Annotated in this window: 13 protein-coding genes; 12 read left to right on the top strand and 1 reads right to left on the bottom strand. The window is 64.9% G+C overall.

The window, feature by feature from the left end:
• The first annotated feature begins 43 nt into the window (after window positions 1-43).
• Complete coding sequence (locus tag U1739_RS10740) at window positions 44-481, top strand: PaaI family thioesterase (protein ID WP_332707794.1); 438 nt, start codon at window positions 44-46, stop codon at window positions 479-481.
• Entirely contained in the window at window positions 481-861 is a 381-nt protein-coding gene (locus tag U1739_RS10735; RefSeq protein WP_332707791.1) for a PaaI family thioesterase, read from the top strand. The genes U1739_RS10740 and U1739_RS10735 overlap by 1 nt, the downstream gene beginning before the upstream one ends.
• 62 nt (window positions 862-923) lie before the next feature.
• On the opposite strand, the gene U1739_RS10730 is transcribed toward U1739_RS10735, so the two are convergent.
• Window positions 924-2039: a PQQ-dependent sugar dehydrogenase gene (locus tag U1739_RS10730; protein ID WP_332707789.1), complete on the bottom strand. Its 1116-nt coding sequence runs from the start codon at window positions 2037-2039 to the stop codon at window positions 924-926.
• A 212-nt stretch (window positions 2040-2251) separates the two neighbouring features.
• On the opposite strand from U1739_RS10730, the gene rimP reads away from it, so the two are divergent.
• The 10 genes from rimP (at window position 2252) to pnp (ending at window position 13517) form a co-directional block, all read left to right on the top strand.
• Window positions 2252-2869, top strand: coding sequence for a ribosome maturation protein RimP (rimP, locus tag U1739_RS10725; RefSeq protein ID WP_332707787.1), 618 nt, complete (start codon window positions 2252-2254; stop codon window positions 2867-2869).
• Between the two features lie 3 nt (window positions 2870-2872).
• Window positions 2873-4456, top strand: a complete 1584-nt coding sequence (gene nusA, locus U1739_RS10720; RefSeq protein ID WP_332707784.1) for a transcription termination factor NusA — start codon at window positions 2873-2875, stop codon at window positions 4454-4456.
• Window positions 4456-4686: a tautomerase family protein gene (locus U1739_RS10715; RefSeq protein ID WP_332707780.1), complete on the top strand. Its 231-nt coding sequence runs from the start codon at window positions 4456-4458 to the stop codon at window positions 4684-4686. Before nusA ends, U1739_RS10715 begins: the two co-directional genes overlap by 1 nt.
• Before the next feature lie 219 nt (window positions 4687-4905).
• The gene (locus U1739_RS10710; RefSeq protein ID WP_332707777.1) at window positions 4906-5673 is read left to right on the top strand and encodes a DUF448 domain-containing protein; all 768 of its coding nucleotides are present in this window, start codon (window positions 4906-4908) and stop codon (window positions 5671-5673) included.
• Complete coding sequence (infB, locus tag U1739_RS10705; protein ID WP_332707772.1) at window positions 5670-8447, top strand: translation initiation factor IF-2; 2778 nt, start codon at window positions 5670-5672, stop codon at window positions 8445-8447. Before U1739_RS10710 ends, infB begins: the two co-directional genes overlap by 4 nt.
• Window positions 8448-8590: 143 nt before the next feature.
• A complete protein-coding gene (gene rbfA / locus U1739_RS10700; protein WP_332707769.1) occupies window positions 8591-9007 on the top strand; it encodes a 30S ribosome-binding factor RbfA in 417 nt (138 codons plus the stop codon).
• Window positions 9007-9594, top strand: a complete 588-nt coding sequence (locus tag U1739_RS10695; RefSeq protein WP_332707766.1) for a thymidine kinase — start codon at window positions 9007-9009, stop codon at window positions 9592-9594. The genes rbfA and U1739_RS10695 overlap by 1 nt, the downstream gene beginning before the upstream one ends.
• Before the next feature lie 3 nt (window positions 9595-9597).
• Complete coding sequence (gene truB / locus U1739_RS10690; protein WP_332707763.1) at window positions 9598-10608, top strand: tRNA pseudouridine(55) synthase TruB; 1011 nt, start codon at window positions 9598-9600, stop codon at window positions 10606-10608.
• A gap of 24 nt (window positions 10609-10632) precedes the next feature.
• A complete protein-coding gene (gene rpsO / locus U1739_RS10685) occupies window positions 10633-10902 on the top strand; it encodes a 30S ribosomal protein S15 (protein ID WP_261293249.1) in 270 nt (89 codons plus the stop codon).
• 218 nt (window positions 10903-11120) lie between these two features.
• Window positions 11121-13517, top strand: a complete 2397-nt coding sequence (pnp, locus tag U1739_RS10680; protein WP_332707760.1) for a polyribonucleotide nucleotidyltransferase — start codon at window positions 11121-11123, stop codon at window positions 13515-13517.
• Window positions 13518-13570 lie beyond the last annotated feature (53 nt).

Below are 13570 nucleotides of genomic sequence, written 5' to 3'. Positions count from 1 at the left end.
CACCGTGCTTTGCGCGCGGGCCTTGCGTGTATAGACGCGCCCCATGAGCATCCCGACCTTCGTCTTCGATCCCGCGCGCTTCCTGAAAAGCGGCGCCGGCGGCCATGGCAAGCATCTTGGCCTGAGCTATCAAGCGCACGGCCCAGATTGGGCCGAGATGGCGATGCCGTACGACCTGCGCCTGGTCGGCGATGCCGACAGCGGCGTGATCGCCTCGGGCCCGATCCTGTCGATGATGGACATGGCCACGAGCATGTCGGTGTGGCTCAAGCTCGGCGGGTTCCGCGCGCATGCCACGCTCGATCTGCGCGTCGATTATCTGCGCCCGGCGACACCCGGCAAGACGGTGATCGGCCGCGGCGAATGCTACCGCGTGGCTCGCTCGATCGCCTTCGTGCGGGGCCAGGCGCATGATGGCGATCCGGCCGATCCGCTGGCGCATGTCGCCGGCACGTTCATGGCGCCGGAGGGGTATTTCTGATGCTGCCGCCTTATGCCGAGACGCTGGGTCTCTATGTCGATCCCGAATGCGCCGATGGCTGCCGCCTGATCATGCCTTATGCCGATGGCGTGCTCGGTCGCCCCGGCTTCCTGCATGGCGGCGCGATCAGCGGGCTGATGGAGATGGCCGCGATCGTCGCGCTGCAGCGCGCGCTGGCCGATGACGGTGGCGGACGGATCAAGCCGATCAACGTGACGGTCGACTTCATGCGCGGCGGTCGCGACAAGCTGACTTACAGCGCCGGGCTGGTCACCAGGCTGGGCAACCGTGTCGCCAATGTCGAAGCAACCGCCTGGCAGGATGACCCCGCCAAGCCGATCGCGGCGGCACGGATGAATTATCTCATCGTGCGGGGGTGAGGGCGCACCATCGTGGGCCCTCAGCGTCATCCCAGCGAAAGCTGGGATGACGTTCATGGGCGCTACCCCAGCGCAGTCAGCTTGATCAGCCGCCCCTGCGCGCCCTGCGCGCCATCCTCCAGCACCCAGATCGCTCCATCCGGCCCCTGCTCGACCTCGCGGATGCGCGCGCCCATGTCCCACTGATCGCCCTTGGCCGCTTTCGTGCCGTCGAGATCGATTCGCACCAGCGCCTTGCTCGATAACCCGCCTATAAACGCATCGCCCCGCCACTGCGGGAACATCTTGCCGGAATAGATCATCAGTCCGCCCGGCGAGATCACTGGGTTCCACGATACCTTGGGCGCCTCGTAGCCGTCGCCAGGCGCGTGATCGGGAATATCGCGGCCGTCATAATGGCTACCATTAGAGGCGTTGGGCCAGCCGTAATTCTTGCCTGGAACGATGAGATTGACCTCGTCGCCGCCCTTTGGCCCCATTTCCTGCTCCCACAGATTGCCCGCGCCGTCGAATGCGATGCCCAGCAGGTTGCGATGGCCATAGGACCACACCGCGGGATGGAAGCCCTGCGCCGCAAGCGGGTTGCCTGCGGCGGGTTGGCCGTCGAGCGTCAGCCGCAGCACCTTGCCCAGGGTCGACTTGGGATCCTGCGCGGGGGTAAATTTCTGCCGCTCGCCATTAGTGAAGAACAGAGCTTTGCCGTCGGGAGAGAAGGCGATGCGGCCGGAATAATGGCCGTTGCCCTCAACGAATTGGCTGGCGCGAAACAGTATTTCCACGCCCGACAGCGTCTCCACGCCAACCGCGCCGGTCAGGCGGCCGCGGGCGAGGATGACGCCCTTGCCGCCGGGACCGGCCGCAGAATAGCTGAAATAGACATTCTGGTTTTGCGCGAAACCCGGCGCGAGCACGATATCCATCAGCCCGCCCTGCCCAGCCGAATCAACCGCAACATCGGCGATCTTGCGCGACGATTTCCCATCCTTGGCGACCAGCAGGATTTGCCCGGCCTTTTCGGTCACCAGCATCCGCCCGTCGGGCAGGAAGGTCATCGCCCATGGCGAGGTAAAATCAGCGACGACGGTTTCGGCAAACGGTTTGGCGGCCGTAGCCTCGACCGGCGCGGCGGAACAGGCGGTGCCGACCGCAAGTCCGGCAAACAGAAAACAAGACTTCATGGCGATTCTCCAACGCTGCTTCACATCATACCGTCGTCGCCCCCGACTTGTTCCGAGCCGACGGTATGGGACCAGGGCATGCGAGCGCTTGCCAGCGCCGCGCCAACGGACTATATCATGGGCACATTCTCTACATCGTCAGGTGAAGAGGCTGGAGCCACTCGGCTCCGGCGGCACGAACCCATGTCTGCAACGCTATGTCTGGAACCCCATTGGCCGATATCGCCAAGCTTACTGCACTGATCGCCCCCGAAGCCGAGGCTTTGGGTTTCGATCTCGTGCGCGTGAAGCTGTTCGGCGGGGCGGGCGACATCACGCTCCAGGTGATGGCCGAGCGGCCGGACACGCGCCAGTTGACGATCGACGATTGCGCCGATCTGTCGCGTCGCATCTCCGACGTGATGGACGCCGAGGATCCGATCGAGAGCGAGTATCGCCTGGAGGTCTCCTCCCCCGGCATTGATCGCCCGCTGACCCGGTTGCAGGATTTCGCCGACTGGGCGGGGCATGAGGCGCGCATCGCACTGACCGCGCCGGTAGAGGGCCGCAAGCAGCTCACCGGCGATCTCGTCGGCGTCGACGGTGATCGCATCACCATCGCGGTCAACAAGCATGCCGAGATGACCATAGGGTTCGATCAGGTCGCCGATGCCAAGCTGCTGTTCACCGATCGGCTGCTGGCCGCCACCCGCCCGCTCTCGATCGAGGGCGCGGACGAGGAAGAACTGGTCGACGACATCGACGACGAAGACATCGAAGACATCGACGATCTAGCTACCGACATTGACGACGCGGCGCCGACCAGCGCCACTACTAGGCAAGAAGGATAAATCATGGCTCTCAGCGCCGTTTCCGCCAACAAGGCAGAGCTGCTCGCGATCGCGAATGCCGTTGCGACCGAGAAGATGATCGACAAGGCGATCGTCATCGAGGCGATGGAAGACGCGATCCAGCGCGCCGCGCGCTCGCGTTACGGCGCCGAGAACGATATCCGCGCCAAGCTCGATGGCACGACCGGCGATCTGCGCTTGTGGCGCGTCGTCGAAGTGGTCGAGCAGGTTGACGACTATTTCAAGCAGGTGAACCTCAAGGAAGCGGAGAAGTTGCAAAAGGGCGCGGTCGTCGGCGATTATATCGTCGATCCTTTGCCCCCGATCGAATTCGGCCGCATCGCCGCGCAGGCCGCCAAGCAGGTGATCTTCCAGAAGGTTCGTGATGCCGAGCGCGATCGTCAGTATGACGAGTTCAAGGATCGCATGGGCGAGATCATCACCGGCGTCGTCAAGCGCGTCGAGTTCGGCCATGTCGTGGTCGATCTCGGCCGCGCCGAAGGCGTCATTCGTCGCGACGCGCAGATTCCGCGCGAAGTGGTGCGCGTCAACGATCGTATCCGCTCGCTGATCCTCAACGTCCGCCGCGAAAACCGCGGGCCCCAAATCTTCCTCAGCCGCGCGCACCCCGACTTCATGAAGAAGCTGTTCGCGCAGGAAGTGCCGGAAATCTACGACGGCATCATCGAGATCAAGGCCGCTGCCCGTGATCCAGGCTCGCGCGCGAAAATCGGCGTCATCAGCCATGACAGCTCGATCGATCCGGTCGGCGCCTGTGTCGGCATGAAGGGGTCGCGCGTTCAGGCCGTCGTGCAGGAAATGCAGGGCGAGAAGATCGACATCATCCCCTGGTCGCCCGATATCGCCACCTTCGTCGTCAACGCGCTGCAGCCGGCCTCGGTATCGCGCGTCGTAATCGACGAGGAAGAAGAGCGGATCGAGGTCGTCGTGCCCGACGATCAGCTCAGCCTGGCGATCGGTCGCCGTGGCCAGAACGTGCGCCTCGCTAGCCAGCTGACCGGCAAGGCGATCGACATCCTCACCGAAGCCGACGCCTCGGAGAAGCGCCAGAAGGAATTCGCCGAGCGCACCGAGATGTTCCAGACCGAGCTCGACGTCGACGAGACGCTGGCCCAGCTGCTCGTCGCCGAAGGCTTCGGCGCGCTGGAAGAGGTCGCCTATGTCGAAGTGCAGGAAATCGCCTCGATCGAAGGCTTCGACGAGGATCTCGCCGCCGAGCTGCAGAGCCGCGCGACCGAGGCGCTCGAGCGCCGCGAAGAAGCCAATCGCGAGCTGCGCCGCGGTATGGGCGTGGCGGACGATCTCGCCGCTTTGCCGCATCTCACCGAAGCGATGCTTGTCACGCTGGGCAAGGCCGGCATCCTGACGCTCGACGATCTCGCCGATCTGGCGACCGACGAGCTGGTGCAGAAGAAGCGCCAGGAACAGCGCCGCCGCGCCGAAACCGACAATAAGCGCCCCGAGGACAAGGGCGGCGTGCTTGGCGAGTACGGTCTGTCCGACGAGCAGGGCAACGAGATCATCATGGCCGCGCGTGCGCATTGGTTCGAGGACGAGCAGGCCTGATGCCGTTCGTCAGCATCCGTATGGCGGGCTCCGCGACCAAGGAGCAAAAGGCCGGTATCGTCGCCGACGTTACCGCCAGCCTGGTCGCGCGCCTGGGCAAGAACCCGCAGGCGGTGCAGATCGTGATCGAGGAAGTGAATACGGAGAATTACGGTGCGGGCGGTCAGTTGATCGCCGACCGGGATGCGCCGCCATCGAGGGAGGACGCGCATGCGGTTCCCTCACAATGATACTTTAGGGCTACAGATACCCACTGCGCGACTGTCACCCCAGACTTGTTCCGGGGTGCACGCAGCCACGCGTGTCAGATCTACCGAGATTGGCGCACGGGATGGACTATCCCCCATCCGTCACCCCGGCCTTGAGCCGGGGCCCAGCTTCTTGGCCGACGAAAAAGCTGGGCCCCGGGTCAAGCCCGGGGTGACGAGTATGGTGTGGGAGCGCCGCGCATGACCGTAGCCGAATCCCGTCCCGACACGCGTGCCAGTTCGCGCGAATCGAAGGAGCCGGTGCGCCGCTGCATCCTGCTCGGCGATCGCGCGCCGCGCGCCGCGTTGGTGCGTCTCGCGCTCAGTCCCGACGGCGACGTGTTCCCCGATGTCCGCGCCAAGGCCCCCGGCCGCGGCGCCTGGATCGGCGTGACCAGGGCGGAGCTTGAGATCGCGATCAAGAAGGGCAAGCTCAAAGGCGCGCTGGCCCGCGCGTTTAAGACCGGCCCGATCGGCATTCCCGACGACCTCGCCGACAAGCTTGAAACCGCGCTCGAACGCGCTGCGCTCGACCGGCTGGGGCTCGAATCGCGCTCCGGCGGGCTGTTCAGCGGCGCCGAGAAGATCGAAACCGCCGCGCGTTCCGGCAAGCTGCACTTGCTGCTTCATGCCTGTGATGCCGGCGCCGATGGCAACCGCAAGCTCGATCAGGCCTGGCGCGTCGGCAATGACGAAGAAGGCAGCGATCGCAGGGGGTTGGTTCTGCCGGTGCCCCGCACCATATTGGCCGTGGCACTGGGCAGGCAGAATGTGGTACATATCGGCCTGACTGATCCCGATGCGGCTAGGCGGGTGCGTGAAACGCTCGACCGCTGGCTGCATTTCATCGGCCCTGACCCAATCCTCCCGCCTTGCGAAACGGCCTCGCAAGGCGCATCGGCGTCCCCCGAAGACGCTGGTGACCGTGATACACTGACGGCCGACGATAGTTACGAGGAATTCGAGTGAGCGATACCGACAACGAGAAGCCGAAACTTGGCATGCGCGCACCGCTTGGGGTGAAGCGCACGGTCGAGACCGGCCAGGTGAAGCAGAGCTTCAGCCATGGCCGCTCCAACACCGTGGTGGTGGAAGTGAAGCGGCGTCGCATCCTGGCACCTGGCGCTGCGCCCGAAGCGCCGGTCGTCGAGCAAGCCGCACCGGCACCGGTTGCGGCGCCGGCTCCTGCTGCCCCGCCGCGCCCGGCCCCTGCCCCGGTCTCGCCTGCCAATTCCTTGCTGTCGCGTCAGGAACTGCAGACCAAGCTGCTGCGCGAAGCCGACGAAGCGCGCATGAACGCGCAGGAAGAAACGCGTCGTCGCGAAGAGCGCGAGCGTCTCGAAGCCGCCGAAGAAGCGCGCCGCCGCGCCGAGGAAGCGCGCCGCGCCGGTGACGCCGCCGATTCGCCCGCTGCGCCGGAACCTGCGCCGCAGCCCAAGCAAGCCGAAGCACCTGCGCCCGTGCCAGCCGCACCCGCCCCGGAAGCCCCGGTCGTCATCCCGACGCCTGCTGCCCCATCGCCTGCTGCGGCCGCACCGGTCGTTGCCAAGCCTGTGGCAACGCCTGCGCCGGCCGCGCCCGCCCCTGCCCCAGTCGCCCCGCCAGCACCGCCGGCGCCGACCGTGTTCGGCCTCGATCCAAGCATGCCGGCGCCGCGTCGCTTCACGCCCGTCGCCCGTCCCGAGCGGCCCAAGCCTGCGCCAGCGCCCGTCGCCGCGCCAGAACCGGCCGCGCAGCCGACCAACTCCAATGCACCCTCGGCGACGGCCAGCCCTGGCAGCCCGATCAAGCGCGCTGGCGAGACGCTGCAGCGTCCGCAGCCGACGCGTGGCCGCACCGGCGACGAACGTCGCGGTGGCAAGCTTACCGTCAACCGTGCGCTCAACGATGGCGATGGCGCTCGCGCCCGCTCGCTGGCCGCGCTGAAGCGGGCGCGCGAGAAGGAAAACCGTCGCATGGGCGGCCCGCGCGAAGTGCAGGCCAAGCAGATTCGCGACGTCGCCGTACCGGAAGCGATCACCGTCCAGGAACTCGCCATCCGCATGGCCGAAAAGGGCGCGGACCTCGTTAAGACGCTCTTCAAGCTGGGCATGCCCGTCACGCTGACGGAGACGATCGACCAGGACACGGCCGAATTGCTGGTCACTGAGTTCGGCCACAATATTGTCCGCGTCAGCGATTCGGACGTCGATCTGGCGATCGAGGGCGATGTCGAGGCGGATGAGAATGCGATCCCGCGTCCGCCGGTCGTCACGATCATGGGCCATGTCGATCACGGCAAGACCTCGCTGCTCGACGCACTGCGCGGCACCGATGTGGTGCGCGGCGAAGCCGGCGGCATCACGCAGCATATTGGCGCCTATCAGGTCACGTTGAAGGACAAGTCGAAGATCACTTTCCTCGACACCCCCGGCCACGAAGCGTTCACCGAAATGCGCCAGCGTGGCGCCAATGTGACGGATATCGTGGTGTTGGTCGTGGCCGCGGACGACAGCATCAAGCCGCAGACGATCGAAGCGATCAACCATACCAAGGCCGCTGGCGTGCCGATGATCGTGGCGATCAACAAGGTCGACAAGCACGGCGCCAATCCGCAGAAGGTCCGCGAGGAACTGCTGCAGTACGAGGTGATCGTCGAGGAGATGTCGGGTGACGTGCAGGACGTGGAAGTCTCCGCGCTGCAGAAGACCGGGCTCGACGAGCTGATTGAGAAGATCCAGCTCCAGGCCGAACTGCTCGAGCTGAAGGCCAATCCCGATCGCGCCGCCGAAGGCACCGTGATCGAGGCCAAGCTCGACAAGGGTCGTGGTCCCGTCGCCACGATCCTGGTCAACCGCGGCACGCTCAAGGTCGGCGACATCTTCGTCGTCGGCGGCGAGAGCGGCAAGGTCCGCGCCATGACCAACGACAAGGGCCAGCAGATCAAGGAAGCCGGTCCGTCCATGCCGGTCGAAGTGCTCGGCCTGTCGGGTGTCCCGCGTGCGGGCGATCCGCTGTCGGTGGTCGAAAGCGAGGCACGGGCCCGCGAAGTGGCGGAATATCGCCAGGGCGTGATGACCAGCAAGCGCACCTCGACCGGTCCGGCGAGCCTCGAGAGCATGTTCAGTGCGCTCAAGGAAAAGCAGGCGATCGAATATCCTTTGGTGGTCAAGGCCGATACGCAAGGCTCGGTCGAGGCGATCGTCAATGCGATCAACAAGATCTCGACCGATCTGATCAAGGCCCGCGTGCTGCATTCGGGCGTCGGCGGGATCACCGAGAGCGATGTGACGCTGGCCGGCGCCAGCGGCGCGCCGATCATCGGCTTCAACGTCCGTCCCAACGCCAAGGCACGCGAGATCGCCGAACGGCAGAAGGTCGCGTTCAAATATTACGACGTGATCTACACGCTGACCGACGAAATCCGCGCCGGCATGGCCGGCGAGCTTGGCCCCGAGGCATTCGAAACGGTCGTTGGTCGCGCCGAAATCCGCGACGTCTTCTCGGCCGGCAAGCACGGCAAGGCGGCCGGTCTGCTGGTTACCGAGGGCATCATCCGCAAGGCCCTCAAGGCGCGTATCACCCGGGCGGATGTCATCATCTACCAGGGCGAGATCGCTTCGCTGCGCCGCTTCAAGGACGATGTTGCGGAAGTTCGGGCTGGCCTGGAGTGCGGCGTGACCTTCACGTCGAACTTCGTGGACATCAAGCCGGGCGACTTCCTCGAAACGTTCGAAGTCGAACTGCGCGAACGCACGCTGTAAGTGCCTAACCCTCTCCCTGTGGGAGAGGGTCGAGCCGCAAAACGGCGAGGGGTGAGGGTGACGGCAGACGTCGCCCTCACCCTCCCATCGCTGGCGCGATGGGCCCCTCCCTCTCCCGCCGGGAGAGGTGTAAGGAAGTAAGAATGCGTCCCACCGATACCCCAGAATCCCGCATCGTCCGCCTGCTTCGCGTCGGCGAACAGATGCGCCACACGCTGAGCGACATTCTCGCCCGCGGCGACGTGCATGACGAGACGCTGGCCAAGCATATGGTCACCGTCACCGAGGTGCGCATGTCACCCGACCTGCGCCACGCGACCGTGTTCGTGAAGCCGTTGCTCGGCAAGGACGAGGAAGCGGTGCTGAAGGCGTTGCGCACCAACACCGCCTATCTGCAGCGCGAATGCGCCAACCGCATCAGCATGAAATATGCCGCCAAGCTGAAATTCTTGATCGACGAAAGCTTCGACGAGGGCAGCCATATCGAGAAGCTGCTGAAAGACCCGAAAGTGGCGCGCGACCTCAATCCGGTCGACGACGCGGACGACGCGCAGGGCTGATGGCCAAGCTCTATTTCTACTATGCCAGCATGAATGCGGGCAAATCGACCAACCTGCTGCAGGCCGATTTCAACTATCGCGAGCGCGGCATGCGCACCGTGCTGTTCACCGCGGCGGTCGATGATCGCTTCGACGCTGGCACGATCACCTCGCGCATCGGCCTGCAGGAAAACGCGATCGCGTTCGAACGGGATACCGATCTGGTCGCTGTCGTGCACCGTGAGGGTGAGGCGCCGCCCGCCTGCGTGCTGGTCGATGAGGCGCAATTCCTGACCAGCAGCCAAGTCGACCAACTCGCCACCCTAGCCGACGTGCATGGCATCCCGGTGCTCGCCTACGGCCTGCGCACCGATTTTCAGGGGCGGTTGTTCGAGGGCTCGGCGCGGCTGCTGGCCATTGCGGATTCGCTGAGCGAGATAAAATCGGTGTGCATGTGTGGGCGCAAGGCGACGATGAACCTACGCGTCGACGCCTCGGGCATGCCCGTCGCCGAGGGGCGGCAGACCGAGATCGGCGGCAACGATCTGTATGTCGCCTTGTGCCGGCGGCACTTCAACGAAGCGCTCGCGGCCGGCGCCGGAGCGTAACCGATGCACGGCTGGATCATTCTCGACAAGCCGTTGGGGCTTGGCTCGACGCAGGGCGTGTCGGCAGTGAAGCGCGCGCTCCGCGACGGCGGTTACGGCAAGTTCAAGGTCGGCCATGGCGGGACGCTCGATCCGCTGGCGACGGGCGTGCTGCCGATCGCGATCGGCGAGGCGACCAAGCTCGCCGGGCGGATGCTGGATAGCGACAAGGTGTATGACTTCACCATTGGCTTCGGGGTGCAGACGGATACGCTGGACCTGGAAGGTGTCGAAGTTGCCGCAAGCGCGCATCGCCCGACCCTGTTGGACATCGAGGCGGTGCTGCCGCGCTTTACCGGGCCGATCGCGCAGGTGCCGCCGGCCTATTCGGCGCTGAAGGTCGATGGGCAGCGGGCCTACGATCTGGCGCGCGCGGGCGAGGAGGTGGTGTTGGCGAGCCGATCGGTGACGATTCACGCTCTTTACTCCTCCCCGGCACGGGGAGGGGGACCACTCGGCTCCTTCAGCCGAGTGGTGGAGGGGGACCTCCACGAACGGAACGCTGCCGGCCTGCCCCCTCCACCATCCGCTGAAGAAGCGGATGGTCCCCCTCCCCGTTCCGGGGAGGAGTTGCAGGAGATCACCCTCACCGCGCATGTCTCCAAGGGCACCTATATTCGCAGCCTCGCGCGCGACGTCGCCATCGCGCTCGGCACGGTCGGCCATGTCACCATGTTGCGCCGCATCAAGGCCGGCCCGTTCACCCTCCAATCGGCGATATCGCTGGACAATCTGGCCGAAAGCGGTAAGGCCCGCGCGCTAGAAGACAAACTCCTGCCCTTGAGGGCGGCGCTGGACGACATCCCGGCCCTTCCTCTTACCCCCGATCAGGCAGGGCTGCTCCGACAGGGGCGGGTGTTGATCGGGATTGCCGCAGACGATGGCCAATATTTTGCGTGTGCCGACGAGAGTCCGGTGGCGCTGGTGGAGGTTCAGGACCGCGAGGTGCGCGTCGTTCGTGGCTTCAATCTGTAACCAGATGTCGAAGGACCGAAGACTATGACGATTACTGCAGAGCGCAAGGACGCACTGGTCAAGGATCACGGCCGCGCCGAAGGCGATACCGGTTCCACCGAAGTCCAGGTCGCGATCCTCACCGAGCGCATCCGCAATCTGACCGAGCATTTCAAGACGCACAAGAAGGACAATCATTCGCGCCGCGGGCTGCTGATGATGGTCAACAAGCGTCGCTCGCTGCTGGACTATCTCCGCAAGACGGAAGGCCAGCGCTACCTCGATCTCATCGCGAAGCTTGGCCTTCGCAAATAAGACGAACGGCTCCCGAAAGGGGGCCGTTTCGCTATCTACCTTGTTCCCCCGCGAAGGCGGGGGCCCAGTCTGGACCCCCGCCTTCGCGGGGGAACATCTCGCCAGAACACAATTCGGTGAACTGGCTCGGGGCATGAAAAAGCCCCACACCGCGCAGGCTGGCTTAGCCTGCACATAGGCCCCATCCGCATCTGGCGGGTGGCGTTGAAGGAAAACATATGTTCGATACCAAGACCGTAAGCGCCCAATGGGGCGGCAAGACGCTCACCCTCGAAACCGGCCGCGTCGCGCGCCAGGCCAATGGCGCCGTGCTCGCCACTTTGGGCGAAACCGTCGTCCTCTGCGCCGTAACGGCCGCACGCAGCGTGAAGGAGGGCCAGGATTTCTTCCCGCTCACCGTCCATTATCAGGAAAAATATTCGGCAGCCGGCCGCATCCCCGGTGGCTTCTTCAAGCGTGAGCGCGGCGCCACCGAAAAGGAAACGCTGACCAGCCGCCTGATCGATCGGCCAATCCGGCCTCTCTTTCCCGAGGGGTTTTATAATGAAATCAATGTCATATGCCAGGTTTTGAGCTATGACGGCGAGAATGAGCCGGATATGTTGGCGATGGTTGCCGCGTCCGCGGCGCTGACCATTTCCGGTGTGCCGTTCATGGGGCCGATTGGTGCGGCTCGCGTGGGGTATATCGATGGGGAATATATCCTCAACCCGACGATCGAGCAGATCAAGGAAGGCGAGCTCGACCTGGTCGTCGCGGCGACCGGCAATGCCGTGATGATGGTCGAATCCGAAGCCAAGGAGCTGTCGGAAGAGATCATGCTCGGCGCGGTCAAGTTCGCGCACGATGCGTGCCGCGAAGCGGCCAATTTGATCATCGACCTGGCCGAAATCGCCGCCAAGGAGCCGTGGGAAATGGCCGAGCAGGCCGATCTCACCGCCGCCAAGGACAAGCTGAAGAAGCTGATCGGCAAGGACATCACGGCGGCCTATAAGGTGACCGACAAGTCCAAGCGTTCGGACCTGCTCAACGCCGCGCGCGCCAAGGGCAAGACCGCGTTCGCCGATGCTACCCCGCAGGACCAGATGGCCGCGGGCAAGCTGATGAAGAAGCTGGAAGCGGAAATCGTCCGCGGCGCGATCCTCAAGGATGGCACGCGCATCGACGGCCGCACCACCACCGAGATCCGCCCGATCGAAGCGATGGTCCACTTCCTGCCGCGCACGCACGGTTCGGCTTTGTTCACGCGCGGCGAGACGCAGGCGATCTGCACCACCACGCTCGGCACGCGCGACGCCGAGCAGATGATCGACGGCCTCAACGGCCTGAGCTACGAAAACTTTATGCTGCACTATAACTTCCCGCCCTATTCGGTCGGTGAAGTCGGCCGCTTCGGTGCGCCGGGCCGTCGCGAAGTCGGGCACGGCAAGCTCGCCTGGCGCGCGCTGCACCCGGTGCTGCCGAGCAAGGAAGAGTTTCCGTACACGATCCGCGTGCTCAGCGACATCACCGAGAGCAACGGCTCCTCGTCGATGGCCACCGTGTGCGGCGGCTCGCTCAGCATGATGGACGCCGGCGTGCCGCTCAAGCGCCCGGTCTCGGGCATCGCCATGGGGCTGATCCTCGAAGGCAAGAACTTCGCGGTGCTGAGCGACATCCTGGGCGACGAGGATCATCTCGGCGACATGGACTTCAAGGTCGCCGGCACGTCCGAGGGCATCACCACGATGCAGATGGACATCAAGATCGCCGGCATCACCGAAGAGATCATGGGCAAGGCGCTGGCGCAGGCCAAGGAAGGCCGCGCGCACATCCTGAACGAAATGGCCCGCGCGCTCGACCACACGCGTGAAGAGCTTTCGGCGCACGCACCGCGCATCGAAACCTTCTCGATCGACAAATCGAAGATCCGCGAAGTGATCGGCACCGGCGGCAAGGTGATCCGCGAAATCGTCGCGCAGACCGGCGCCAAGGTGGATATCGACGACGAGGGCGTGATCAAGGTCAGCTCGTCCGATCCGGCGCAGATCGAAGCGGCGGTGAAGTGGATCAAGGGCCTCGTCGAGGAAGCGGAAGTCGGCAAGGTCTATGACGGCAAGGTCGTCAATTTGGTCGATTTCGGCGCGTTCGTGAACTTCATGGGCGGCAAGGACGGCCTGGTGCACGTTTCGGAAATCCGCAACGAGCGCACCGAGAAGGTCAGCGATGTCCTGAGCGAAGGCCAGGACGTGAAGGTCAAGGTTCTGGAAATCGACCCGCGCGGGAAAGTGCGCCTGTCGATGCGTGTCGTGAACCAGGAAACCGGCGAAGAGCTGGAAGACACCCGCCCGGCGCGTGAGCCGCGCGAAGGCGGCGACCGCCCCCGTGGCGGCGAGGGTCGTGGTCCACGTCGTGATGGCGATGGTGGCCGTGGCCCGCGTGGCGACGGTGGTGCTGGCGGCGGCGGTGGCCGTGGGGACGGTGGCGGCGATCGTGGTCCGCGTGGGCCGCGTCGTGATGGCGATGGCGGCCGTGGACCGCGTCGCGATGGCGGCGATCGTCCGGCCCGCACGGAGAGCAAGACCGAGGCCGAGCCTGAGTTCGCACCGGCGTTTCTGAACACCGATCGCGACTGAGCTTCGGCTTAGCGTTGCAAGAAAGGGCTCGACAGCAATGCCGGGCCCTTTTT

The organism is Parasphingomonas puruogangriensis, assembly GCF_036663635.1.
In the GTDB taxonomy this organism is placed as follows: Bacteria; Pseudomonadota; Alphaproteobacteria; order Sphingomonadales; family Sphingomonadaceae; genus Sphingomonas.
The sequence above is the reverse complement of the archived record's forward strand: the minus strand, read 5'-3'. Positions and strand labels throughout refer to the sequence as shown.

Bases quoted from the DNA above. Each gene is read 5' to 3' on its own strand.
- U1739_RS10740 (WP_332707794.1), top strand. From the start codon at position 44: ATGAGCATCCCGACCTTCGTCTTCGATCCCGCGCGCTTCCTGAAAAGC.
- U1739_RS10735 (WP_332707791.1), top strand. From the start codon at position 481: ATGCTGCCGCCTTATGCCGAGACGCTGGGTCTCTATGTCGATCCCGAA.
- U1739_RS10730 (WP_332707789.1), bottom strand. From the start codon at position 2,039: ATGAAGTCTTGTTTTCTGTTTGCCGGACTTGCGGTCGGCACCGCCTGT.
- nusA (WP_332707784.1), top strand. From the start codon at position 2,873: ATGGCTCTCAGCGCCGTTTCCGCCAACAAGGCAGAGCTGCTCGCGATC.
- U1739_RS10715 (WP_332707780.1), top strand. From the start codon at position 4,456: ATGCCGTTCGTCAGCATCCGTATGGCGGGCTCCGCGACCAAGGAGCAA.
- U1739_RS10710 (WP_332707777.1), top strand. From the start codon at position 4,906: ATGACCGTAGCCGAATCCCGTCCCGACACGCGTGCCAGTTCGCGCGAA.
- rbfA (WP_332707769.1), top strand. From the start codon at position 8,591: ATGCGTCCCACCGATACCCCAGAATCCCGCATCGTCCGCCTGCTTCGC.
- U1739_RS10695 (WP_332707766.1), top strand. From the start codon at position 9,007: ATGGCCAAGCTCTATTTCTACTATGCCAGCATGAATGCGGGCAAATCG.
- truB (WP_332707763.1), top strand. From the start codon at position 9,598: ATGCACGGCTGGATCATTCTCGACAAGCCGTTGGGGCTTGGCTCGACG.
- rpsO (WP_261293249.1), top strand. From the start codon at position 10,633: ATGACGATTACTGCAGAGCGCAAGGACGCACTGGTCAAGGATCACGGC.
- pnp (WP_332707760.1), top strand. From the start codon at position 11,121: ATGTTCGATACCAAGACCGTAAGCGCCCAATGGGGCGGCAAGACGCTC.